General features: G+C 72.1%; 19 protein-coding genes. 8 read left to right on the top strand and 11 right to left on the bottom strand.

Features of this window, described 5'->3' with window-relative positions:
• Positions 1–166: 166 nt before the first annotated feature.
• The gene (locus tag OHA17_RS29840) at positions 167–1081 is read left to right on the top strand and encodes a pseudouridine-5'-phosphate glycosidase (RefSeq protein ID WP_406509114.1); all 915 of its coding nucleotides are present in this window, start codon (positions 167–169) and stop codon (positions 1079–1081) included.
• A complete protein-coding gene (locus tag OHA17_RS29835) occupies positions 1078–1998 on the top strand; it encodes a carbohydrate kinase family protein (protein ID WP_406509113.1) in 921 nt (306 codons plus the stop codon). The genes OHA17_RS29840 and OHA17_RS29835 overlap by 4 nt, the downstream gene beginning before the upstream one ends.
• A gap of 150 nt (positions 1999–2148) precedes the next feature.
• Here OHA17_RS29835 and OHA17_RS29830 read toward each other — a convergent pair whose 3' ends face one another.
• Together OHA17_RS29830 and OHA17_RS29825 are read right to left on the bottom strand one after the other, a co-directional pair.
• Entirely contained in the window at positions 2149–2793 is a 645-nt protein-coding gene (locus OHA17_RS29830) for a uridine kinase (RefSeq protein WP_406509112.1), read from the bottom strand.
• A 425-nt stretch (positions 2794–3218) separates the two neighbouring features.
• Entirely contained in the window at positions 3219–3950 is a 732-nt protein-coding gene (locus OHA17_RS29825; RefSeq protein ID WP_406509111.1) for a hypothetical protein, read from the bottom strand.
• Positions 3951–4065: 115 nt separating this feature from the next.
• Here OHA17_RS29825 and OHA17_RS29820 point away from each other — a divergent pair, with 115 nt between their 5' ends.
• The 4 genes from OHA17_RS29820 to OHA17_RS29805 all read left to right on the top strand — a co-directional run bounded on the left by OHA17_RS29820 (position 4066) and on the right by OHA17_RS29805 (position 9253).
• Positions 4066–4752, top strand: coding sequence for a DUF2293 domain-containing protein (locus OHA17_RS29820; RefSeq protein WP_406510846.1), 687 nt, complete (start codon positions 4066–4068; stop codon positions 4750–4752).
• Positions 4753–4892: 140 nt separating this feature from the next.
• Positions 4893–6239 carry an MFS transporter gene (locus OHA17_RS29815; RefSeq protein ID WP_406509110.1) on the top strand — a complete coding sequence of 449 codons (1347 nt, stop codon included), beginning with the start codon at positions 4893–4895 and terminating at the stop codon, positions 6237–6239.
• Between the two features lie 190 nt (positions 6240–6429).
• Positions 6430–6972: a hypothetical protein gene (locus tag OHA17_RS29810; RefSeq protein ID WP_398876702.1), complete on the top strand. Its 543-nt coding sequence runs from the start codon at positions 6430–6432 to the stop codon at positions 6970–6972.
• 181 nt (positions 6973–7153) lie between these two features.
• Entirely contained in the window at positions 7154–9253 is a 2100-nt protein-coding gene (locus OHA17_RS29805; protein ID WP_406509109.1) for a TerD family protein, read from the top strand.
• Positions 9254–9363: 110 nt separating this feature from the next.
• Here the strand turns inward: OHA17_RS29805 and OHA17_RS29800 are convergent, their stop codons facing one another.
• The 4 genes from OHA17_RS29800 to OHA17_RS29785 all read right to left on the bottom strand — a co-directional run bounded on the left by OHA17_RS29800 (position 9364) and on the right by OHA17_RS29785 (position 15593).
• Positions 9364–10608, bottom strand: coding sequence for an SWIM zinc finger family protein (locus OHA17_RS29800; RefSeq protein WP_406509108.1), 1245 nt, complete (start codon positions 10606–10608; stop codon positions 9364–9366).
• Positions 10605–13550: a DEAD/DEAH box helicase gene (locus tag OHA17_RS29795; protein WP_406510845.1), complete on the bottom strand. Its 2946-nt coding sequence runs from the start codon at positions 13548–13550 to the stop codon at positions 10605–10607. Before OHA17_RS29795 ends, OHA17_RS29800 begins: the two co-directional genes overlap by 4 nt.
• A gap of 154 nt (positions 13551–13704) precedes the next feature.
• Positions 13705–15156: a carboxylesterase/lipase family protein gene (locus tag OHA17_RS29790; RefSeq protein ID WP_406509107.1), complete on the bottom strand. Its 1452-nt coding sequence runs from the start codon at positions 15154–15156 to the stop codon at positions 13705–13707.
• Positions 15156–15593, bottom strand: a complete 438-nt coding sequence (locus tag OHA17_RS29785) for a hypothetical protein (protein ID WP_406509106.1) — start codon at positions 15591–15593, stop codon at positions 15156–15158. Before OHA17_RS29785 ends, OHA17_RS29790 begins: the two co-directional genes overlap by 1 nt.
• A gap of 413 nt (positions 15594–16006) precedes the next feature.
• Between OHA17_RS29785 and OHA17_RS29780 the strand changes: the two genes are divergently transcribed.
• Complete coding sequence (locus OHA17_RS29780) at positions 16007–16378, top strand: hypothetical protein (RefSeq protein ID WP_406509105.1); 372 nt, start codon at positions 16007–16009, stop codon at positions 16376–16378.
• 11 nt (positions 16379–16389) lie between these two features.
• On the opposite strand, the gene OHA17_RS29775 is transcribed toward OHA17_RS29780, so the two are convergent.
• Positions 16390–17286, bottom strand: coding sequence for an acyltransferase domain-containing protein (locus tag OHA17_RS29775; protein WP_406510844.1), 897 nt, complete (start codon positions 17284–17286; stop codon positions 16390–16392).
• 164 nt (positions 17287–17450) lie between these two features.
• Between OHA17_RS29775 and OHA17_RS29770 the strand changes: the two genes are divergently transcribed.
• Positions 17451–17720: a DUF6343 family protein gene (locus tag OHA17_RS29770; RefSeq protein ID WP_398876709.1), complete on the top strand. Its 270-nt coding sequence runs from the start codon at positions 17451–17453 to the stop codon at positions 17718–17720.
• A 23-nt stretch (positions 17721–17743) separates the two neighbouring features.
• Here OHA17_RS29770 and OHA17_RS29765 read toward each other — a convergent pair whose 3' ends face one another.
• The 4 genes from OHA17_RS29765 to OHA17_RS29750 form a co-directional block, all read right to left on the bottom strand.
• Positions 17744–18115: a tetratricopeptide repeat protein gene (locus OHA17_RS29765; RefSeq protein WP_406509104.1), complete on the bottom strand. Its 372-nt coding sequence runs from the start codon at positions 18113–18115 to the stop codon at positions 17744–17746.
• Positions 18116–18210: 95 nt separating this feature from the next.
• Positions 18211–18597 carry a DUF3592 domain-containing protein gene (locus tag OHA17_RS29760; protein ID WP_234392283.1) on the bottom strand — a complete coding sequence of 129 codons (387 nt, stop codon included), beginning with the start codon at positions 18595–18597 and terminating at the stop codon, positions 18211–18213.
• 222 nt (positions 18598–18819) lie between these two features.
• Positions 18820–19419: a dephospho-CoA kinase gene (coaE, locus tag OHA17_RS29755; protein ID WP_406509103.1), complete on the bottom strand. Its 600-nt coding sequence runs from the start codon at positions 19417–19419 to the stop codon at positions 18820–18822.
• Between the two features lie 24 nt (positions 19420–19443).
• On the bottom strand, positions 19444–20382 hold the full coding sequence (locus OHA17_RS29750) for a PAC2 family protein (protein ID WP_406509102.1): 939 nt from the start codon (positions 20380–20382) through the stop codon (positions 19444–19446).
• Positions 20383–20520: the final 138 nt, after the last annotated feature.

Below are 20520 nucleotides of genomic sequence, written 5' to 3'. Positions count from 1 at the left end.
CGACAGTCTGTCCAGCGCGTCCCCTCACCTCGTACCCCGCCGTTCAAACCGGCCGCGCCGAAGCCGAGTTGAGCCGTCGCGGCGCACGTCCCGGCTGCGCGCACCGCCTGGGCCGGTCCGTCCGGCAGAACGTTTACTCGGCTTCCGGGCGTGCCAGGGATGGGACATGCCCTTTGACGACGTACCTGATCAGACCAAGGTGTCGGAAGAAGTACGGACGGCTCTTGACGAGGGGCGGCCGGTCGTCGCCCTGGAGTCGACGATCATCTCGCACGGCCTCCCCCGGCCGCGCAATCTGCGGGTCGCCACCGAACTGGAGCAGCTGGTACGGGCCCGGGGCGCCGTTCCCGCGACGATCGCCGTACTCGACGGGCAGCCCCGGGTGGGCCTCGACAAGGCGCAGTTGGAGCGGGTGGCCAACGAGGAGCTGCGCAAGCTCGGGCACCGCGATCTGCCGATGGCCCTGGCGACCGGGGCGAGCGGGGCGACGACCGTGTCGGGCACCGCGTTCCTGGCCGCGCGGGCGGGCCTGCGCGTCTTCGCGACCGGCGGGCTCGGCGGCGTACACCGCGAGTGGACCGAGACACAGGACGAGTCGGCGGACCTGCGGCTCCTCGCCAGGACGCCGATCGCGGTGGTGTGCGCGGGCGTGAAGTCGATCCTCGACGTACCGGCCACGCTCCAGCGCCTGGAGACGATGGGGATCTCGGTGGTCGGCTACGGCACGAACCACTTCCCCGGGTTCTACCTGTCCAGTTCCGGCGAGCCGGTCGACTGGACGGTACGGACACCGCAGGAGGCCGCGGACGTGCTGCGGGCCCATCGCTCGCTCGCGCTCGACTCGGCGGTGATCGTGGCGAATCCGGTGCCCGAGGCCGAGCAGCTCGATCCCCGGGTGCACGACGAGGTGCTCTCCTCGGGGCTCGCCGCCTGCCGCGCCGCGGGCATCACGGGCCAGGCGGTCACGCCCTTCCTCCTGGACTACGTGGTCCAGCACACGGGCGGCGCGTCCCTGGAGGCCAACGTGGCGGCGGTCCGCGGAAACGTCCGGCTGGCGGCGGACATCGCGGCGGCGCTGTGAGCGGTGCCGGGGGCGGCCGCGCGGGCGGCGGGCTCCTCGTCGTCGGGGACGTGGTCACCGACGTGGTCGCCCGCCACCGCGGCCCGCTCGCACCCGCCACGGACACCGCGGCCGACATCCGTACGGTGCCGGGCGGGGCCGGCGCCAACGCGGCCTGCTGGGCGGCCCATTCGGGCTGCCCGGACGTGCGCCTGCTCGCCCGGGTCGGCCGGGACGCGGCCGCCTGGCACGACCTCCGGCTGCGCCGCTGCGGCGTACGTCCCCTGCTGATCCCGGATGCCGACGCGCCCACCGCGACCGTGATCGCGCTGGTCGACACGGCGACGGCGGAGCGCACCTTCCTGACCGACAGCGGCGCCGTCCACCGCATGAGCCCCGCCGACTGGTCGCCCGCCCTGCTCGACGGCGTCGCCCACCTCCACCTCTCGGGCTACCTGCTGTTCGCCGACCAGTGCCGCCAACTGGCCGTCGCAGCACGGGAGTCGGCCCGGCGGGCCGGTGTCACCGTGAGCCTGGACCCGGCCTCCACCGGCTTCATCGCGGACCTGGGCGTCGAACGGTTCCTGACGATGACCGAGGGGGTGGACGTGCTGCTCCCCAACGCGGACGAGGCGGCCTTCCTGACCGGCCTGCCCGAGCCGGCGGACGCGGCGGCCAAGTTGAGCCGGCAGTTCCCCTTGGTCGCGGTCACGCTGGGCGCGGCCGGGGCACTGGTGGCCACGGACGGGGAGGTCGTCGCGAGGGTGGCGGCGCCGGAGGTGACGGCCCTGGACTCCACGGGCGCGGGCGACGCCTTCACCGGCGCCTTCCTCGCCGCCCGCCTGAGGGGCGCGTCCCCTGCGCAGGCCGCGGAGGCGGGGTGCCGGGCGGGGGCGCTGGCGGTGGGGGTGGTGGGAGGGCGGCCCGCGGTGGAATAGAGGCGGTGACGATTGACGGACAGATGTCAGACATCAGAGCCTGTCAGCCGATGGCCGTCATCTGTCACGGCGCTTGGGCTCATGAGCCCAAGGGCTCAGGGTGGCTCAAGGCGGCTCAAGCGCCGGACATCATCCGCCAGTTGAAATCCGTCAGCCTCTGTCCGCCACTCCCCACGCCGGATGCCGAAAATCGTCGACCCGCACCACGACGTCAGCCGCCTCGCCCGGCCCCACCTCCGTCTCGTACCGCTCGAACGCGGGGAGCGTCCAGCGGGCGCTCGCTTCGGTTCGGCGGCGCAGGGCGGGCGCCGACAGACGCAGGTGCGCGGTGAGGTCGAAGGGGAACCACCGGCCCAGGAGCATGGGGCCGTACAGCACCAACACGCCTCCCTCCGGGAGCAGTTGGTAGGGGCTCCGGGTAGCCCGGTCGGTCGCCGGGTCCCACAGGTCGGGCAGCACGCGGCCGGTGCCGCCCGGCTCCAGCGGCCCGAACACCTCGCGCCACAGCGCGCCCGTGTCGAACCAGCCGTCGTAGTACGTGTCCGGGTCCTCGCGGCCGAATTCGTAGCGCAGCGAGGCGGGCCGCAGGAAGCCCTCGGTGGAGACGGCGAGGACGGACCTGCCGCGCAGCCGGAGCGTTTCCGCGATGCGTCGGCCCAGCTCTTCGGGGCGGGCCGCCGGGGCGCCGTCGATGCCGATGCGCAGCCAGGGGCTGCCGTCGGCGGCCTTCAGGTCCATGGCCCGTTCGGCGAGGGCGTCGGTCAGCCGTTCCCAGGTGATCGCTTCGAATCGCACGCCCCCATCATGCGCGGAGCACGAACGTCCCGGCCGGAGCGGGTCCGTGAACGGGAGCGGGCCCGGAGGCGTAGCCGGCCCCCGGGCCCTGAGTGATGCCACCGCGACTGCACACGCCGGTCCGCTTGAGAACCCAGGTCAGTCTTAAGCCGTCGCGTCCTGCCTTTGGACCACCGCGGATCGGGATGGAACTCGACTGGAGCTCCGCGGGCCGGACTCGAACCGGCAATTCGACGCACATGGGCCTGGGCCCGGTTGGTTCCGGCGATCGGTGGCGCATGCTGAGTCTGGAGCGAGAGTCTGAGATTGATGGCGGCACGCTGAGGTGCGGCCGCACCGTCACGACAAGCTTCAGCTTCAGCTTTGCGCTCCTCGCGCACCCGGCCGCGCTGAGCACGGCCGGGAGTTCAATGGGTAATGCGCGCTCACCCGAAAAGGTAGCCGAATACGGCGTCGCCCACCCGCTGGTCGGTGACGTCGATGCCGTTGGCCTCCTCGCGCGCGAACTTCACGGCCTGCTGCAACTTCTCGACGCGTCCTATGAGTTCGTTGATGCGCCGTGCGGGCAGCGCGCCGGAGAACTTCACGGTCGTCCAGTAGCCGACGGGCACGTCCTCGTAGTACACCTCGACCTGCGCCGGATGCTTGTCGGTGGCCTCCGCCTTGACGTGGTTGCGCGGCACCTTCTTCGTGCGCAGCGTCCGTACCGGCTCGGTCTTCCAGGAATCGGTGGAAGGGTCCTGCACCCACGACTCGGCGGCGTCCAGCACGGGAAGCCGGCGCACGAAGGCGTTGATGTCGGTCAGCTGCTTTTCGAGGAAGAGCAGGTACGAGACCGGTACGGCGGCCACGAGGACCCGCCCGTCCACGGTGACGTCGGCCCGCGCCTCGCAGTTCGCCCAGTCCTTGGTGGCGGTCACGTCGAACAGCCGGGTCAGCGTGGCGGCCGTCTCGCGCAGCACGTCCTCGGACCTGACCTGCACCCGGGTGGACTCGGGCGGCAGCTGCTCGCCCTCCTCGTCCTTGGGCTGATAGGTACGGGAGATTCCGGCCAGCAACGCGGGCTTCTGCAGCCCGTGCTGAGCAGCCGTCAGGTCCTGGTGGGACTTCGACTTGATTCCCTTTTCGACTGCGATGATCTGATTGAGTTTCGCCACGTGTGGAAACGTAGCAAGCCCAATCCGCCTTGTTCCACGGGTTATTGAGCGGGGAATCAGAGAAGGGAAGGACACACCCCGGGACTACGGCACGGAGGGCTGCCACATTCTCGTCATACAACCCCGGCGCCACCATGGCTGCGCCGACTGCGATCGCGCCCCGCTCAGACACATCGTGCTGGAGTCCGGCGTCCCGCTCTGCCTGGACTGCGCGGATCTGGGCCATCTGGTCTTCCTGCCGCGCGGCGACACCGCGCTCACCCGCCGGGCCCGCGCGGGCAGTTCACTCTCCGCGGTCGTGGTCCGCTTCAATCGGCGCCGCCGGCGCTACGAGCGCCAGGGCGTCTTCGTCGAGGAGGCAGCCCTCGCCGCGGCGGAGGCCGCGTGCCTGGCCGACGCGGAGGCCCGGGCCCGGCGGCGGGCCCGGGACGCCGGACGCCGGGCCGCCGAGGACGTGCGGTTCACCGCGGCGCTGACCGCCGAGATCCTGCGCCTGTTTCCGTGCTGCCCTGCCGAGCGGGCCCGCGACATCGCCGAGCACAGCTCGGTGCGCGGCAGCGGCCGGGTGGGCCGGTCGGCGGCGGGCCGGGCGCTGGACGAGTTCGCGGTGACGGCCGCCGTGCGCGCCTCCGTCCGCCATCTGGACACCGAGTACGACGCGCTGCTCATGGCGCGGGTGCCGCACAACCGGGCGCGGGCCCGGGTCGCCGCCGCGATCGACGCCGTACTGGCCTCGTGGGCGGCGGACGGCTGCGACGAGGTAGCCTCCAGGGTCGCGGAAGACCAGCCTCCTCTTACGTAATAATTCCATTCACTCACAGTTCTTTCGCATAGAACGATTCCCCCGCGGCGTTCCGGCAGGGCAGGATGGCTGCGCTCGACCCAAGCCGTCCATCCCCCGCCACCCCGGGCGGGCCCACGCACAAGGCGAGGTAGCAGCCGATGCCGAAGCCGGCCACCGTGGCACCCACCACATCCGAGCAGCTCGCCCCGTCGCTCGACGAGGCCCCGCTGCGCCCGTTCCACCTGCGGGTGACGGCGACGACGTTCGGGGCGAACTTCTCCGACGGCTACGCGCTCGGCATGATCGGCGCGGTCCTCGCCACCCTCACCGACGCCCGGCACCTCTCCGGCGTCTGGCAGGGCCTGCTCGGCGCATCGGCGCTGATCGGCCTCTTCTTCGGCAGCATCGTGCTCGGCCGGGTCGGCGACATCATCGGCCGCCAGAAGCTGTACATCTACAACTTCGTCCTGATCACCATCGCCTCCGCGCTCCAGCTCTGGGCCAGGGATCCGGCGCTGCTGTTCACCCTGCGCCTACTGATCGGTTTCGGGCTCGGCGCGGACTACGCGGTGGGCCCGACGATGCTGTCGGAGTTCGCACCCCGCAGGCTCCGAGGCGTACTCCTCGGCTCCCTCACCGTGATGTGGACCGTCGGTTACGTCATCGCGGGCATCCTCGGCACCTACCTCGGCAAGTCGGAGGGCGCCGCCTACCTGCTGCTCGCGTCCGGCGCGGTGCCCGCGCTCCTGGTCCTGCTGCTCCGCATCGGAACTCCCGAGTCGCCGAGCTGGCTGATCAGCCAGGGCCGGGTGGCCGAGGCGCGGGACATCGCCAGGAAGTACCTGAAGGCGGAGCTGGGCCCGGCCGAGGCCGCGCCGGCCGAGCGGGGTACCGGCACGACCGGGGCGTACCGGGAGCTCTTCTCGCCCGGCCAGGCCAGGCGCACCTGGTTCGGCACGGTCTTCTACAGCGCGCAGGTGCTCCCGTACTTCGCGATCTACACCTTCATGCCGACGATCCTGGCCGCGCTGCACGTCCCGGACCCCGACCTGCAGAACCTGCTGCTCAACCTCTTCCTGCTCGGCGGCGGCGTCATGGGTCTCTGGTTCCTCCAGAAAACCGGCCGCCGCCCCTTGACGATCGTCACATTCGGCATCATGACGGCGGCGTTGACCCTGATGGGCGCCTTCGCCCATGCGTCGACGATCGCGCTCATGGTGCCGTTCCTCGTCTACACCTTTGTGATGGCCGGCGCTTCAAACCTCACCCAGGTGTATCCCGCCGAGCTCTACCCGACGCATTTGCGCGCCACCGGCGTCGGCTTCCTCAACGGAACGAGCCGCATCGCCTCGGCCATCGGCACGTTCATCCTGCCGGTGAGCCTGGAGCACCTCGGCCTGAGCGGCTCGATGTACTGGCTGGCGGCGGTCCTCCTCGTCGGCATGCTGGTGTCGCTGGCGTGGGCCCCGGAGACGCGCGAGTCGGTGACGACTTCGGGCGGCTGAGCCCCCGGGAAGGGGGGGAGTCGGCGACGGACGGGGGCGGCCGAGCCCCCAGGGAGGCGGGAGTCGGTGACGAACTCGGGCGGCCGAGGGCACGGAGCGGGCCTCGTCGGTATCGCCAGCGGACGCCTGACCTCCACAACTGCCCGGCGCAGCCGGCCACTTGGGCCACCGGCATGGGTATCCATCCCCCATGACGACTGCGCCGGACCGCCCCCTGCTGCTCCTCGACGTGGACGGCCCCCTCAACCCGTACGGGGCCCGCCTCCCCCAGTTGCGCGGCTATCGCACCCACCGGCTCCACCCGTCGTGCTGGCTCTCGCGCCAGACCCCGGGTTCCCGACGGCACCGGCGCGGCCTGCGCGTCTACCTCAACCCGGCCCACGGCCCCCGGCTGCGTTCCCTGCCGTACGAACTGGCCTGGGCCACCACGTGGATGAACGAGGCGAACGAAATGATCGCCCCCGCCATCGGCCTCCCGCCGGACCTCCCGTTCATCGCCTGGCCCGAACTCTTCGCCACCGACCCGGACGGCCTGTACTGGAAGACCAGACCGCTGCTGAAATGGGCCGCGGGCCGCCCGTTCGCCTGGGTCGACGACATGATCACCGATCTGGACGAGACCTATGTGCGCGACAACCATGATTCGCCCGCGCTGATGGTGCGCGTGCATCCACGACGGGGGCTGCGGGAGAGGGACTTCAGGAAACTGACCCAGTGGGCAGCCACCACGTGAACCCCACACTCCTGCCAGGGCGTCCGTTTCTTCTACGCCTTTGCCCCTTCCCCTAGCGGCAAGCCCATCGACGAGTAGGCTGAATTTCGCGTTTCCGGGGAAAGCATTAACTTTCCGTGGACAGAGGGCAGTTCGGTCATGCCCGTGCAGCCCTCCATCCCGTGGGGAGGGGGAATTTCGTATGCACGAAATGATCAAAGGCGCCAACGTGGGCCTGGCGTCTTTGAGCGAGACCACTGGCTCCGTCATCGTCAGCCTGAGCTGGAGCAGCCCGAGCGGTGAAGGTGACGCCGATGTCTCCATACTGCTGCTCGGCGCGAACGGCAAGGTGCGGGGCAACGGGGACTTCTACTTCTACAACAACCCGGCCGCGGCGGACGGCACGGTGCAACTCCTCGGCCCGGCTCCGACGGAGAACGGCAGCGAGGACAGAATTCAGCTTGATCTGACTGCAATTCCCGGTGAAGTCGACCGGATCATCATCGCGGCCAGTCGCCATCAGCGGGCCCAATTCAGCGAGTTGGAGAACATTAGGCTCGCCCTGACGGACGGCTCGGGCGAGAGCCTTCTCGGCTTCTCCATTGCGGACGCCCATACGGAGAGCGCGTTCGTCTTCGGCGAGATCTACCGGCGCGAGGAGGCCTGGAAGTTCCGGGCCGTCGGCCAGGGGTACGACTCCGGTCTGGCCGGACTCGCCACCGACTACGGCATCGAGATCGACGAGGACGACGACAGCGACCAGGACGGCGAAGCCGGTGCCGCCGCCGAACCCGCTGCCTCCGCTGCCTCCGCGGTCGAGAACGGCGGGGGCCTCGCCGTCGAGACGGTAATGGCAACTCCCTTGCCCCAGGCCGCCGTTGTGGCACTCGCGTCGCCTCTTGCCGGTGTGCCCGTTCAGCGCGGCGCCGACCCGGTCGCGGCCGAGGCGCCCGCCGCCGCGCCCGCGCGCCGGCTCCGTACGGCCAAGAAGAAGGTCACGCTGCCGAAGGCGCCCAAGGTCTCGCTCGCGGAGAACGAGGCGTGGCGCGCCGCCCGGCTGTTCCCCGCGTCCTCGCTGAAGAGCGACCGGGAGCGCGAGATGCGGGCGACGTCCGTGCTGCTGTCCGTGATGACGCAGGTTCCCGAGTTCGGCCGTCGGCTGACCGCCGCCTTCGGCTCGCCCGCCGGGCGGATGGAGACCTTCACCGAGGTCTCGCTCCCCAACGGCGACACTTCCAAGCGGCCCGACGGGGTCATCCGCGTGGAGCGCGCGGGGAAGTTGTGGACGGCGCTCGTCGAGACCAAGACCAACGGCAACGCCCTCAAAAGCGAGCAGATCCAGGACTACATGGACATCGCCGCCCGCCGGGGCTACGAAGCGGTCATCACCCTGTCCAACGACGTTGCCCTGGAAGGAAGTTCCCCGGTCGAGGTGAAGACCGACGGGCGGCTCAAGCACAAGGTCGCCCTGTGGCATCTGTCCTGGGCCGAGGTCACGCACCAGGCGCAGCTCCTCATCCGGCACGAGGGCGTACGCAACGAGGCGCACGCCTGGCTCCTCCAGGAGCTCCTGCACTACCTCCAGCACGAGAACTCCGGCTGCCACGGCTTCCAGAACATGGGCCCGGCGTGGGTCCCGGTCCGCCACGGGATCGACGAGGAGACCCTGTCGCCGGGCGATCCGCGCACCGTGCAGGTCGTCGAGAGCTGGGAGCGGCTGATCCGCCAGGTCTGTCTGCGGCTCGGCGGTGAGCTCGGCACGAAGGTGGTGCCCGTGCAGCGCGCCAAGCGCGGCACCGACCCGCAGTCGCGGCGGGCGCAATTGGCGGGCCGGCTCTGCGTGGACGGCCAGTTGCACGCGGAGATCCGGGTCGAGGGCGCACCCGGCAACCTCGCCATCGTCGCCGATCTGCGGATGGGGCGGCTCAGGACCTCCATCGAAGTCCCCGCGCCCGAACAGGGCTATCCGCTCACCTGGGTGAAGAAGCTGTTGAAGCAGCTCGGCGAGGCGCCGGCCGACCTTCATGTGCAGGCCCTCCTCGACGGGGACGCGGTCGGCCCGCGCGGCACCTTGGAGAGGCTGCGCCCCGAGCCCGGGGACCTGCTGCCACGCGGGTCCGAGCGGATCACCGGGTTCCGGCTGTCGCTCTCCAGGGGCGTGGGCAGTACGCGCGGCAACGCCGAGACCGGGTTCATCCGCGGTGTCGACGCGGCCGTCGACCTGTTCCACGCCTACGTGGTCAGGCAGTTGGAACAGCCGCGCCCGGCACAGCGCGCCAAGGCGGTCCCGGCCTGCGGCTGAGGCCCCGTTGGGCCTCCTCGGGGCCGGTCCGTCCGCCGACTGCTCCTCGGGCCGCGCCCCTGACCGGCCCGGGGTCGTCCGCCGGCTCTCGGGGTCGCCCCCTCCTGGTGTCAGCCGCCGAGCCGGGCCGTGAGCGCCCCCACCGGATCCGCGTCCGGGGTGCCGCGCGGCCACCAGTCCTCCCTTCCCGGGTCCGATTCGTAGCCGTACCAGAGCCCGTCGCGGCCGTAGCGGAGCTGGGTGGTGGGGGTGGAGAGGCGGTTGCGGCTGGGGCGGAAGTCCGGGAATCCGGCGGCGCTCAGCGCCGGGCGGGCCCGGTCGAAGGGGCCCGCCGGCGGGTCCCAGGGCAGTTCGAGGACGGCGAGCGCCTCGATGCCGCCCTGCCGCCAGGCGGCCACCGCGCGCGCCAGATCGGTGGGGGTGCGGTCGGTGGCCCGGGTCAGGGAGGTGTAGAGGGCGCGGGTGGCCGAGGTGAGGCCGGAGCCGGGGTGCGCGGCGGCGAGGCGGACCGCGTCCTGCCAGGGCGAGAGGGGAGCGATCGGATCCTCTCCGGTGGCCAGGACCGTGTGGGCGCGGATGGCTGCCTCGGTGGCGAGGAGGTCGAGGGACAGCGGGTCGGGCCCGCCGGGCACCTCGGGGAAGGCGGGCGGGTGGCCCGGCCGCGGCGGCGTGGGGAACGGCGGCGGCAGGGGCGGGAGGGTACACGGCTGGACCGCCACACGGGCCTGGACGGTGGGGAGTTGAGGGAGGGGCGCCGCCCGCTCCACGGCCATGCGGGTGGCGTTGCGCCGGGTGAGCGCGGCGAGCACCTCCTGTTCGCCGCGCCCCCGCATCAGGAGCAGCACGAACGGGTCCTCGTCCAGGAGACGGGCGGTCTGGTAGCAGAGCGCCGCCGCGTGCTTGCAGGGATAGCCGTCGTCGGGGCAGGAGCAGTCGGGGATCAGGTCGCCCGACGCGGGCAGCAGTGCCGCCTCGTCGGCCAGCGCGTGCGGCAGGTCCTTGTCGAGCAGCGCGGCGATGTGGGCGGGCTCCTGGGCCGCGGTGTCGAGGAAGTCCTCCCACACCTGGTCGGGCAGGGTGCGCAGCCGCAGCTCCGTACGGTAGGGGCGGGGGCGGGAACCGTGTACGTAGGCGGTGATGCGGCCCGGCGTGACGGTGATCGCGTCGACGTTTCCGGCTTCGGCGTAGGCGCGGCCACGCGCCAACCGGGCGGAGTCCAGGGCGAGTTCCTCAAGCGCTGCCACCCAGGCGTCGCCCCACCAGGTGCCGGTCCGCTCGGAGCGGGCGCCGAGCGCGGGGTAGGTGCGACGGCGGTCGTCGTGGCGCGGGGTGCCGATGGACGGGCGGGGGGTCATGGGGCCCTCCGCAGGGAGATCAGGTCGGCCAGTTCGCGGTCGGTGAGTTCGGTCAGGGCGCTCTCGCCGGAGCCGAGGACGGCCTCGGCCAGCCGGCGCTTCTGTTCCAGCATGTCGGCGATGCGGTCCTCCACGGTGCCCTCCGCGATCAGGCGGTGGACCTGGACGGGCTGGTTCTGGCCGATGCGGTAGGCACGGTCGGTGGCCTGTTCCTCGACCGCCGGGTTCCACCAGCGGTCGTAGTGGATGACATGGCCGGCGCGGGTCAGGTTGAGGCCGGTGCCGGCCGCCTTGAGGGAGAGGATGAACACGGGCACCTCGCCGCTCTGGAAGGCGTCGACCAGCCGGTCCCGCTCGGCCACCGGCGTTCCTCCGTGCAGCAGTTGGGAAGGCACGCCGCGGGCGGTCAGATGGCTGGAGAGCAGGCGGGCCATCGCGACGTACTGGGTGAAGACGAGGACCGATCCGTCCTCGCTGAGGATGGTGTCCACCAGCTCGTCGAGCAGCGCCAGCTTCCCCGAGCGGGACGGCAGGCGCGGGGCATCCTCCTTCAGGTACTGGGCGGGGTGGTTGCAGATCTGCTTCAGGGAGGTGAGCAGCTTCATGATCTGGGCGCGGCGGGCGATGCCCTCGGAGGCCTCGACGGCCGCCATCGCCTCGCGGACCACCGCCTCGTAGAGGGCGGCCTGTTCGCGGGTCAGCGGCACGGGATGGTCGGTCTCCGTCTTCGGAGGCAGTTCGGGCACGATGCCCGGGTCGGACTTCTTCCTCCGGAGGAGGAAGGGGCGGATCAGGCGGGAGAGGCGGGCCGCCGCGTCCTCGTCCTCGCTGTTCTCCACCAGCCGGGCGTGCCGGGCCCGGAACGCCTTGAGGGGGCCGAGCAGCCCAGGCGTCGTCCAGTCGAGCAGGGCCCACAGCTCGGAGAGGTTGTTCTCCACGGGGGTGCCGGTGAGCGCGATCCTGGCCGGGGCCGGGATGGTGCGCAGCGCCTTGGCGGTCGCCGAGAACGGGTTCTTGACGTGCTGCGCCTCGTCGGCGACCACCATGTTCCAGGAGTGGGCGGCCAGTTGGGGCGCGCTGCCGCGCATGGTGCCGTACGTGGTGAGGACGAAGCCTCCCCCGCTGCCTTCCAGGCTGCGGCTGCTGCCGTGGAAGCGGCGCACGGGGACGCCCGGCGCGAACCGGGCGATCTCGCGCTGCCAGTTGCCGAGCAGCGAGGCCGGGCAGACGACCAGCGTGGGTTCGGTGCGGCTCCGGCGCAGGTGCAGGGCGATCACGGTGATGGTCTTGCCGAGGCCCATGTCGTCGGCGAGGCAGCCGCCGAGGCCCATGGAGGTCATCAGCTCCAGCCAGGCCAGGCCCCGCAGTTGGTAGTCGCGCAGGGTGGCATCGAGGCCCGGTGGCTGTTCGGCCGTGGCGGGCCCCTGAAGGAGCCGGTCGCGGAGCACGGCGAGCGCTCCGGCCGGGACTGCCTGGACCGTCTCGCCGTCGACCTCGGCGGTGCCGGTGAGCGCGACGGACAGCGCGTCCACCGGGTCGAGCAGGCCCAGGTCGCGCTTTCTGGCCTTGCGGACGAGTTCGGGGTCGGCCACCACCCACTGGTCGCGCAGCCGCACGATCGGGCGGTGGGACTCGGCGAGGACATCCATCTCCGCGTTGCTGAGCGGTTCGCCGCCGAGCGCCAACTGCCAGTTGAAGGCGAGGAGTTCCTCGGCGTCGAAGAAGGACGTGCCGTCGGTCGCCGAGCCGGGCGCCGGCCTTACGACGGCGGTGGCGCTGAGCGTACGGGCCAGTTCGCGCGGCCAGTGCACGGCGACGCCCGCCGCGGCGAGGCGCGCCGACGCCTCGCCGAGCAGCTCGTACAGCTCGGTCTCGGTGAGCGGCAGGACGTCCGGAACGCTGCGCTCCAGGAGCAGTCCGAGCGGCGGCCAGACGCGGGCGGCCCGGCGCAGCGCGAGCAGCGCGTCGATCCGGGCACGCGGCCCGAAGGCGTCAACTCCACTTCGCCCGCTGCCCGTTGACGCCCGGCCCCCGCTCTCGCCCTCGTCGTCCGACCAGAGGTGGGCCGCGTCGACGACCAGAGTCGGGTCGGCGAGGCTGTGCACCTGGACGATCGCCGAGCCCGCGCGCCGGGCCTCGCCCTCCTCTTCGGACGCCGTGTCGAACAGCTCGTACCCGGACAGGTCCAGGCGCAGCGAGACCCGTACGCCGGCGTCCATGCCGGCGGCCGCCTCAGCGGCCCAGGCGCGGGCGGCGGGTAGGTGCTGGGCGGCGGCCGCGGCGAAGGGCGCGCCCGCCGCGTGGGCGGCGGCCGGGGTGCGCGGCAGGGTGTCCGCGACCGCGTCCAGGAAGGCGCGTACCAGGGCCTCCGGCTCTGGGAGCCGGAGGGCGCCCCGGCCGGGGACGGGGACGGCGTACGCCTCGTACGGCATGGCGGCGGCGATGGCACGGAGCTGGGCGATGTCGTCGGCGTCCAGCGGCCCGGCCCGCCACGCGTCGTGGTGGGTGGAGGTGAGCCCGGGCAGCAGTCTGCCGCGCGCGACGAGGTGCAGGGCGTGCAGCGCGGCGGCGCCCCAGCAGGCCGCCGCCGGGTGTGCGGCGGGGTGCCGGCGGGCCTTGACCAGCGCCGGAAGGGCTTCGGCGACGGGCACGAGGAGGGCGGCGACCTTGCGGCTGCGGGCTCCCCCGCCGTGGCGGCGCACCACGGTCAGCTCGGTCACCTCCGCCCCGGGCGGCCCCTGGGGCACCGGCCCCTGGTCCGGGTCCCAGAAGGCGACCTTTCCGTCGCGCGGCAGCCCGGCGGGCAGGAACACGGCGGCCGCCGACAGCGCGGGGCCCGTGGACGGCGCGGGCGCCGCTGCGCTCGCGGCCTCGTGCGGCCGCGCCGGCTCCGCCGGCGGGTGGGCGTGCTCGCGATGCTCACGCCAGGCGGACGCGGGCATCCACGAGGCCACCGGCTCCCGCTCGGGGCGTCGCATCGGTGTCGGCCGGTCCATCGCCGGTCACCTCCCTTCGTCCGCACGGTCATGACGCGTCGCGTGGTCCGCGACTGATCTACGACCTTACGGGCGAGGTCTGACAATGGGTCCCACGCCCTCAGCGCACCCCCTCCCACAAGGCACGTTCCTCGCCGCGAAGATCGGACTCGACGCTCGGCACGGTGTCGAAGACCATGGTCGTCCGGGTCTCGCGGTCGTACGGCGGCCAGCCCGGGTCGCCCGTCTTCGCGAAGGCCACCCAGGCACCGTGCATCGCGTCCGCGAGGGACTGCGGGGGCTTCTCGCCGAGGATCGGGGCGTAGGCCGGGTCGTCGAGCCGGTCGAAGACGTAGCCGAGCTCGGAGGCGTGGCTGGCGCCGAGCCGGCCGCCAAGGGCCGGGGAGCGCCGGGCGAACTCGTACACGTGGCTGCCGGGCACCGCCTCGGCGACGCGCAGCGCCGGGATCCGGTAGAACCAGTCGGTGGTGACCGCGTCGAACAGCTCGCCGGGCACGGCGTCCGGGCGACGCGCCGCGTACACGGGCAGCGCTGTGTCCGGATCGAGGCCGTACGCCGCCGTCACGGTCCGCAGCTTGGTCCGCGGCAGGACGTGGAGGCGTTCGGTCGGCACCAGGAAAAGGCGGTACTCCTCGCGGTTGCTGCCGGTCAGGAGCTCCACGCCGCAGTCCGCGGCGGGCAGCGGCAACTCGTCGAGGACGGGCTCGAACGGCATCATGTTGAGCGCCGCCTCGCCCCACAGCGCGGGGTCCGGGCGGGCACCGATCTCGCCCCGCAGCCCGGCCTGAGCGGGCAGCAGCGCGTCGAGGGGGACGGCGGCGAACTCCTCCGCGGTCGCCTTGATGCCGAGTTTTTCGGCGAGCCTGGCCGTGATCAGGTCGGCCGAGGCGGGCCGCAGGAAGTGGTGGGCGGCGCCGCTCTGCAGGATCGCGCGGCGGAACAGGCCGCGCGCGCGGGGCATCGAGAGCAGCGCGCCGATGCTCATGGCGCCCGCCGACTCGCCGAAGACGGTCACCTGACCGGGGTCGCCGCCGAAGGCCTCGATGTTGTCGCGGACCCACTCCAGGGCGGCGATCTGGTCGAGCAGCCCGCGGTTGTCCGGCCGGTCGGGCAGCTTCAGGAAGCCGTCGGCGCCGAGCCGGTAGTTGATGCTCACGTACACCACACCGTCGCGGGCGAAGGTGCTTCCGTCGTACGCGGACGTGGCGCCGGAGCCATTGGCGAAGGCCCCGCCGTGCATCCACACCATCACCGGCAGGCCACCGGAGGCCGGGTGCGGGGTCCAGATGTTCAGGTTGAGGCAGTCCTCCCCCTGGGGGCCGTCGTCCGGGATGAGGGCGTCGAAGGGCGGCGCGTAGGGGGCTCTGGGCACGCTCGCTCCATAGGAGAGCGCTTCGCGCACGCCGTCCCAGGGGGCGGCCGGTCCCGGCGCGCGAAAGCGTGCCTCCCCGAAGGGGGGCGCGGCGAACGGGATGCCGAGGAAGGCGGCTACGTCGTCGGCGACGAGCCGGCCTCGCACCGCACCCTGGTGGGTCGTACGAATGGGTTCCATCAGGTTCGTGCGCCTTCCGACAGGGTTTCGAGCAGTGCCGCGCCGAATTCCTCGGGACGTTCGACATGGACCGCATGCCCGGCTCCGGGCACCGCAATCTCTCGTACCCTGCCACCGGCCCGGGCGTACAGGCCCAGCGCGTGGCGGGTCTGGTCGAGCATCGGCTGGGCCGGGGTGCCGTCCCAGCCGGGCACGGCGCCGAGCGCGCCGAGGTGGGCGAGGTCGAACAGCGAGGTGTCGCAGACGATGACGTCGTCCTCGCCCCGGATCCAGGTGACCGGCGGCAGCACGGGCAGTGTGTGCAGGTCGTCGATGCGGAAGTGGGTCGGGGCAAGACAGTTGAGGACTCCGCGGGTGCCGGGCGCGACGCCCGGCCAGGTGTCGCACACACGGCTGTCGCCCGGATAGTGGTCGTCGCCCACACGGGTCGTCAGCATCGATGCGACCAACTCGTCCTCGCGGGCGGGGCGCACCGGAGGCTTGACGTAGCAGGTGGTCAGGAGGGGTACGCGGCGGCGCCCCCGCCCAGCAGCCCCGCCGGTACCGCCGTGACGGCGGCGATCACTCCCCACCCGGTACGTCGTCTGTAGCGCACGATCCGATCCCCCCAGCCTCGCCAAGGCAACACATCACCGCGGACAGGCTGTCTCTGTCCGCGTAGACGCTAGGCAGCGCGCGCCCACCGGGGTGATGTGTGCGCACCACACAAGGCGATGGGGAAATGTGGTGGGTCGGGGTCCCTTCGCCCGGGCGGGCTATCCACGGCGCACACCGGATGCCGGAACAGCGGGCAAGGGGCAGGCTGGCGGCACTGACCGCCGCTGCCCTGCCGTACAGACGAGGACCGCTCATGTCCGTGCCCGCGTCCCAGTCCCCCGCCCGCACGCCGCGCCGCCGTCGCCGGACGCGGCTCGCCGCCGGGGCGGTGCTGCTCGCCCTCGCCACCACGGCCTGCTCCAGCCTCGGGCGGACGTCGATCGGCACCATCACCTACTCGATCGGCCCCCAGACGTCCATCATGCTGACCAGCCCGAAAGTGCGGGGCTGCCACAAGCTCCCGCCGTCCGGGACGACCGGCCTCTACAACAACACGCTGGTCGACATGGTCATGTACCGGACGCCCGACTGCACCGGCAAGGACACGACGTACATCGGCAGCAGGCTCGCCAACAACGTGGCCCCGAAGGCCGCGCCCTGGCGCAGCTACAGCTTCGTGCACTGAGCCGGCCGCTCCTACAGCTCGAACCAGCCGTGGCCCAGGTACCAGTGGCCGCCGCCCAGGAGGTGCCGGGTGACGGCGCGCTGCACGGCGGTGTGCTGCGGGAGGTCCGCCACGGACAGTTCCCGGTCGCCGAAGACGAAGCCGACGGGTTCGCGGTCGGACGGCTCGTCGTCTTTGTAGGCGGTACGGAACAAACCTTGGAAGCGCACAATGTTGGAATTCTCGGGAAGGTAGTCGCGCAGCTGCTCGTCGAGCAGCCAGGAGTGGCAGACGCCGACCCGGTAGCGCTCCTCGGGGAAGTGGCGTGCGAAGAACTCCCTGGCCCGGGCGATGGAGTCGGCGCACGCCTCGGGCGTCAACGGGCCCCGGTAGTCGGGGATATGGAGGTCCAGGCAGAGGTCGCCGGGCTCCGCGTCGATGCCCGCCTCGCGGACGGCCCGGCCCGTACGCTCCCCGAGCCGTGAGCGCTGGAACTGGAGCCGGCCCAGCTGGTAGATCTCCCCCCGGAAGTGCAGCCGCAGCCAGCCGGGCACGGAAAGACCGCCGTTTCCGCGCCGCCTGTGGTGCAGCGCGATGTGCCGCCCCAGGTCGGCGAGCGTACGGCGGGCGATGTCCTCGGGGATGCCTCGCTCCCGGTGGTACGCCCTGATGTGCGGCAGCGCGGCGACGGCGACGTACACGGGGAACCAGCGCTCGATGTCCCCCAACCTCTCGGGCAGGGCGGGCAGTTCGGGATGGATGCCGACGGCTCCGATGTCCTGCACGAGGACCCGCACCGACTCCGCCAGGAGCTCGCCGAGCTCGGGTTCGGCGGTGAACCGGGCGGCCAATGAGGTCAGTTCGTTGATGTCCTCGTGCGGTACGGCGAGGTCGAGCAGCGTCTCGGGAAGGTCGTCGAGGAGCAGCATGCGCGTCACCTTAGCCACCCCGTTCCTCCTGCGCCGCCGCATTTGGGGACGCGGCGCGCACCGCGTTCTCGCGGACGCACCCGTGGCGCGGCGTACGGATTCGCCGCACCCTGTGGCTTTCACCTGCGCCCCAGCGGGTACACCCCCTTATAGAGGCGATCATCATGCTGCGCACCGGTAACGAACCGATCACCGCCCGCAGCCCCCTGCGGATGCGGCTGTGGCTGAGCATCTGGGGCCTGATCTGGGCCGTCGGCGGCACGGTGGGCTTCGCCCTGGAGGGGCGGCCGGGCTGGATGGCTGCCTGCGCGGCCCTGGCCGCGGTGATCATCGTCGACCTGTTCATGATCATCCGCCATATCCGGCAGGGCCCGCACTATCAGCCGGGCCGCGACATCCCGCCGTACGAGCCGCCGCGCACCCGCCGGCCGTGAGCCGCCGGCGGTGATCTCGTGCGCTACTCGGCCTCGTCCTCGAACCGCGCCGACGCCAGGTACTCCGGCTTCGGGTCCAGGGCCGCGGCCAGCCGGAAGTGGCGCTTGGCCTGGTCGGGGCGGGCCTGGCGTTCGTAGGTGCGGGCCAGGGCGAAGTGCGCGAAGGCGTTGTCCGGCTCGCGCTCCAGGACCAGCTGGAACTCCAGCTCCGCGGCCCGGAGTTGGGCCGAGGCGAAGAAGGCGCGGGCCCGCAGCAGCCGGGCCGCGGTGTTCTCGGGGTGGGCGGCGACGACCGAGTCGAGAAGTTTGACGGCACCGCGCGGGTCCCGGGCGGCCAGGAGGTGCTCGGCCGCGCGGAAGTCGATCACGTGCGTCTCGGGGTTGCTTTGGGCCACGTGCCTGTCCTTTCCCTCGCTGCGCGTTGTCAACGCCATGCCCAGCTCCGGTATTCCGTACGCATCCGGACACGCCCGCGCCCGGAGCCGCATGCTCAGAGCGAGGCCGCCGCCAGGGTCAGCCCGAGGAGCACGATCGCCGCGCCCGCCGCCATGAATGCCCGGTCCAGGGCGGTGCGTTGGCGGCCGAGCAGGACGATGGTGCGCGGGTCCTCCGGGTCGTAGGACACCCGGACGCTGGCGCCCGGCGGGAGCGGCTCGCGGCGGCTCGGGGGAACCGGCGAAGGGAGTTCGAGGACGTGACCGTCGGCCGTCTCGAACTGCAGGAGGGGCCGCGCCGAGCCCTGCGGCGCGGGCTTCACCAGCGCCCACGCGAACGCGCCCGCCCGCTCCACGCGCCGGGTCTCCCGCAGCCCGTACGCCCCGGCGAGCAGCGCCACCAGGCCGCCGAGCACTGTGAATCCCGCCAGTACGAAGAGCACAGTCGGATCGTAATCCGCCCGGGCCATATGCCGCGGGCCAAGCCGTGGAAACCCAGCATGATGAGGGAATCCGTACGGTTCGGATACGCGCCGGTTCATCGGCACACCGGGTTCGCGCCCCCGGTGAGCCCGGGGCGCGGGTCGCGGGTCGCGGGTCGCGGTCCACGAGGCGCTCTTGACGGCCGCACACCGCCGCCGCCCTCAGACAGCCCCGTGCGCCCTTCAGGCAGCGGCCCGCTCCACCAGTTCCTCCCACACTTTTCGCACCTGCGGCTCCAGCGCCTCCAGCGGGCCGTCGTTGTCGATGACGAGGTCGGCGACGGCGAGGCGCTGGGCGCGGTCGGCCTGGGCGGCCATGCGGGCGCGGGCCTCATCGGGGGTCATGCCGCGCAGGCGCACCAGCCGGTCGAGCTGGGTCTCGGGCGTCGCGTCGATGACGACCACCAGGTCGTACAGCGCCGCGAGGCCGTTCTCCGTCAGGAGGGGTACGTCGTGGATGACCACCGAGTCGGGGCCCGCCGCCGACTCCAGTTCGGCGGAGCGCGCTCCGACCAGCGGGTGCACGATCTTGTTCAGGGTCGCGAGCTTCTCGGGGTCGGAGAAGACGATGCCACCCAGTTTGGGGCGGTCGAGCGTGCCGTCCGCGGACAGGATGCCGGGGCTGAACGCCTCGACGACCGCCGCCAGGCCCGGAGTTCCGGGCTCGACGACTTCCCGCGCGATCCTGTCCGCATCGATCAGTACGGCTCCGTAGGAGACGAGCAGCCGTGACACTTCGCTCTTGCCGGCGCCGATACCGCCGGTCAGGCCCACCTTCAGCATGAGCGGAAGCTTAGGCTGCCCGCCCTATGCGTCGCCCTCCCGCTCGGCGAGAAAGCGTTCGAACTCGCGGCCCAGTTCCTCCGCCGAAGGGAGGTCCGCCGGTTCGGCGACCAGGTTGCCGCGGGTTTCGGCGCCCGCCACCGCGTCGTACTGGTGCTCAAGGCCCTGGACCAGGCTGACCAGTTCCTCGTCGCCCTCGCCGATCTGCCGCTCGATCTCGGTCTGGGTGCGCTGCGCCTCCGTACGGAGGCCGTGCGCAACGCTCGGCAGGACCAGGCCCGTTGCTGCCGTGACGGCCTCCAGGGCGGTCAGCGCCGCGTCGGGGTAGGCCGAGCGCGCCACGTAGTGCGGGACGTGCGCGGCGACTCCCAGGACGTCGTGGCCGGACTCCATCAGGCGGTACTCGATCAGCGACTCGGCGCTGCCGGGCACCTGTGCCTCGTCGAACGGCGAACGGTGGCCGGGCATCAGGTCCGTGCGGTTGCCGTGCGGTGTGAGGCCGACGGGGCGGGTGTGCGGCACGCCCATGGGGATGCCGTGGAAGTTGACCGAGAGGCGCACGCCGAGGCGCTCGACGATCTGGCGCACGGCGAGCGCGAAGCGCTCCCATTCGACGTCCGGCTCGGGGCCCGACATCAGCAGGAACGGCGCGCCCGTGGCGTCCTGCACCAGGCGGACCTCCAGCGCGGGCACCTCGAAGTCGGTCCAGCGGTCGCGCCGGAACGTCAGCAGCGGGCGGCGGGCGCGGTAGTCCACGAGCCGGTCGTGGTCGAAGCGGGCCACCACCTGGTGGGGCAGCGTGTCAAGGAGCTTCTCGACGATCTGCTCGCCGGTCTCACCCGCGTCGATGTAGCCGTCGAAGTGGTACAGCATGACCAGGCCGGCCGACTCCTGCGCGAGCGCCATGTCGACGACGGCCAGGCCCTTCGGCTCCCATTCGTACAAACCCTGCGGATCAAGCACGATTACCGCTCCTCCTCGTGTTCATCAGGAAGAACGACCGCCAGGACGCGGGCATTCCCGTCGCCGCCGCTTTCACGGAAAGCCTTGCCGGGCCGGGCAGACTTCGCGGGGACGGACTTCCAGTCTGCCGGGCGGAAC

This window comes from Streptomyces sp. NBC_00212 (assembly GCF_045206365.1).
Lineage (GTDB): Bacteria > Actinomycetota > Actinomycetes > Streptomycetales > Streptomycetaceae > Streptomyces.
Note: the sequence above shows the minus strand (reverse complement) of the source record. Positions and strands in the feature narration are given on the sequence as shown.

Coding starts and splice junctions, on each gene's coding strand:
- OHA17_RS29840 (WP_406509114.1), top strand. CDS start 167: ATGCCCTTTGACGACGTACCTGATCAGACCAAGGTGTCGGAAGAAGTA.
- OHA17_RS29815 (WP_406509110.1), top strand. CDS start 4,893: ATGCCGAAGCCGGCCACCGTGGCACCCACCACATCCGAGCAGCTCGCC.
- OHA17_RS29810 (WP_398876702.1), top strand. CDS start 6,430: ATGACGACTGCGCCGGACCGCCCCCTGCTGCTCCTCGACGTGGACGGC.
- OHA17_RS29805 (WP_406509109.1), top strand. CDS start 7,154: ATGCACGAAATGATCAAAGGCGCCAACGTGGGCCTGGCGTCTTTGAGC.
- OHA17_RS29800 (WP_406509108.1), bottom strand. CDS start 10,608: ATGACCCCCCGCCCGTCCATCGGCACCCCGCGCCACGACGACCGCCGT.
- OHA17_RS29795 (WP_406510845.1), bottom strand. CDS start 13,550: ATGCCCGCGTCCGCCTGGCGTGAGCATCGCGAGCACGCCCACCCGCCG.
- OHA17_RS29790 (WP_406509107.1), bottom strand. CDS start 15,156: ATGGAACCCATTCGTACGACCCACCAGGGTGCGGTGCGAGGCCGGCTC.
- OHA17_RS29785 (WP_406509106.1), bottom strand. CDS start 15,593: ATGCTGACGACCCGTGTGGGCGACGACCACTATCCGGGCGACAGCCGT.
- OHA17_RS29780 (WP_406509105.1), top strand. CDS start 16,007: ATGTCCGTGCCCGCGTCCCAGTCCCCCGCCCGCACGCCGCGCCGCCGT.
- OHA17_RS29775 (WP_406510844.1), bottom strand. CDS start 17,286: ATGCTGCTCCTCGACGACCTTCCCGAGACGCTGCTCGACCTCGCCGTA.
- OHA17_RS29770 (WP_398876709.1), top strand. CDS start 17,451: ATGCTGCGCACCGGTAACGAACCGATCACCGCCCGCAGCCCCCTGCGG.
- coaE (WP_406509103.1), bottom strand. CDS start 19,419: ATGCTGAAGGTGGGCCTGACCGGCGGTATCGGCGCCGGCAAGAGCGAA.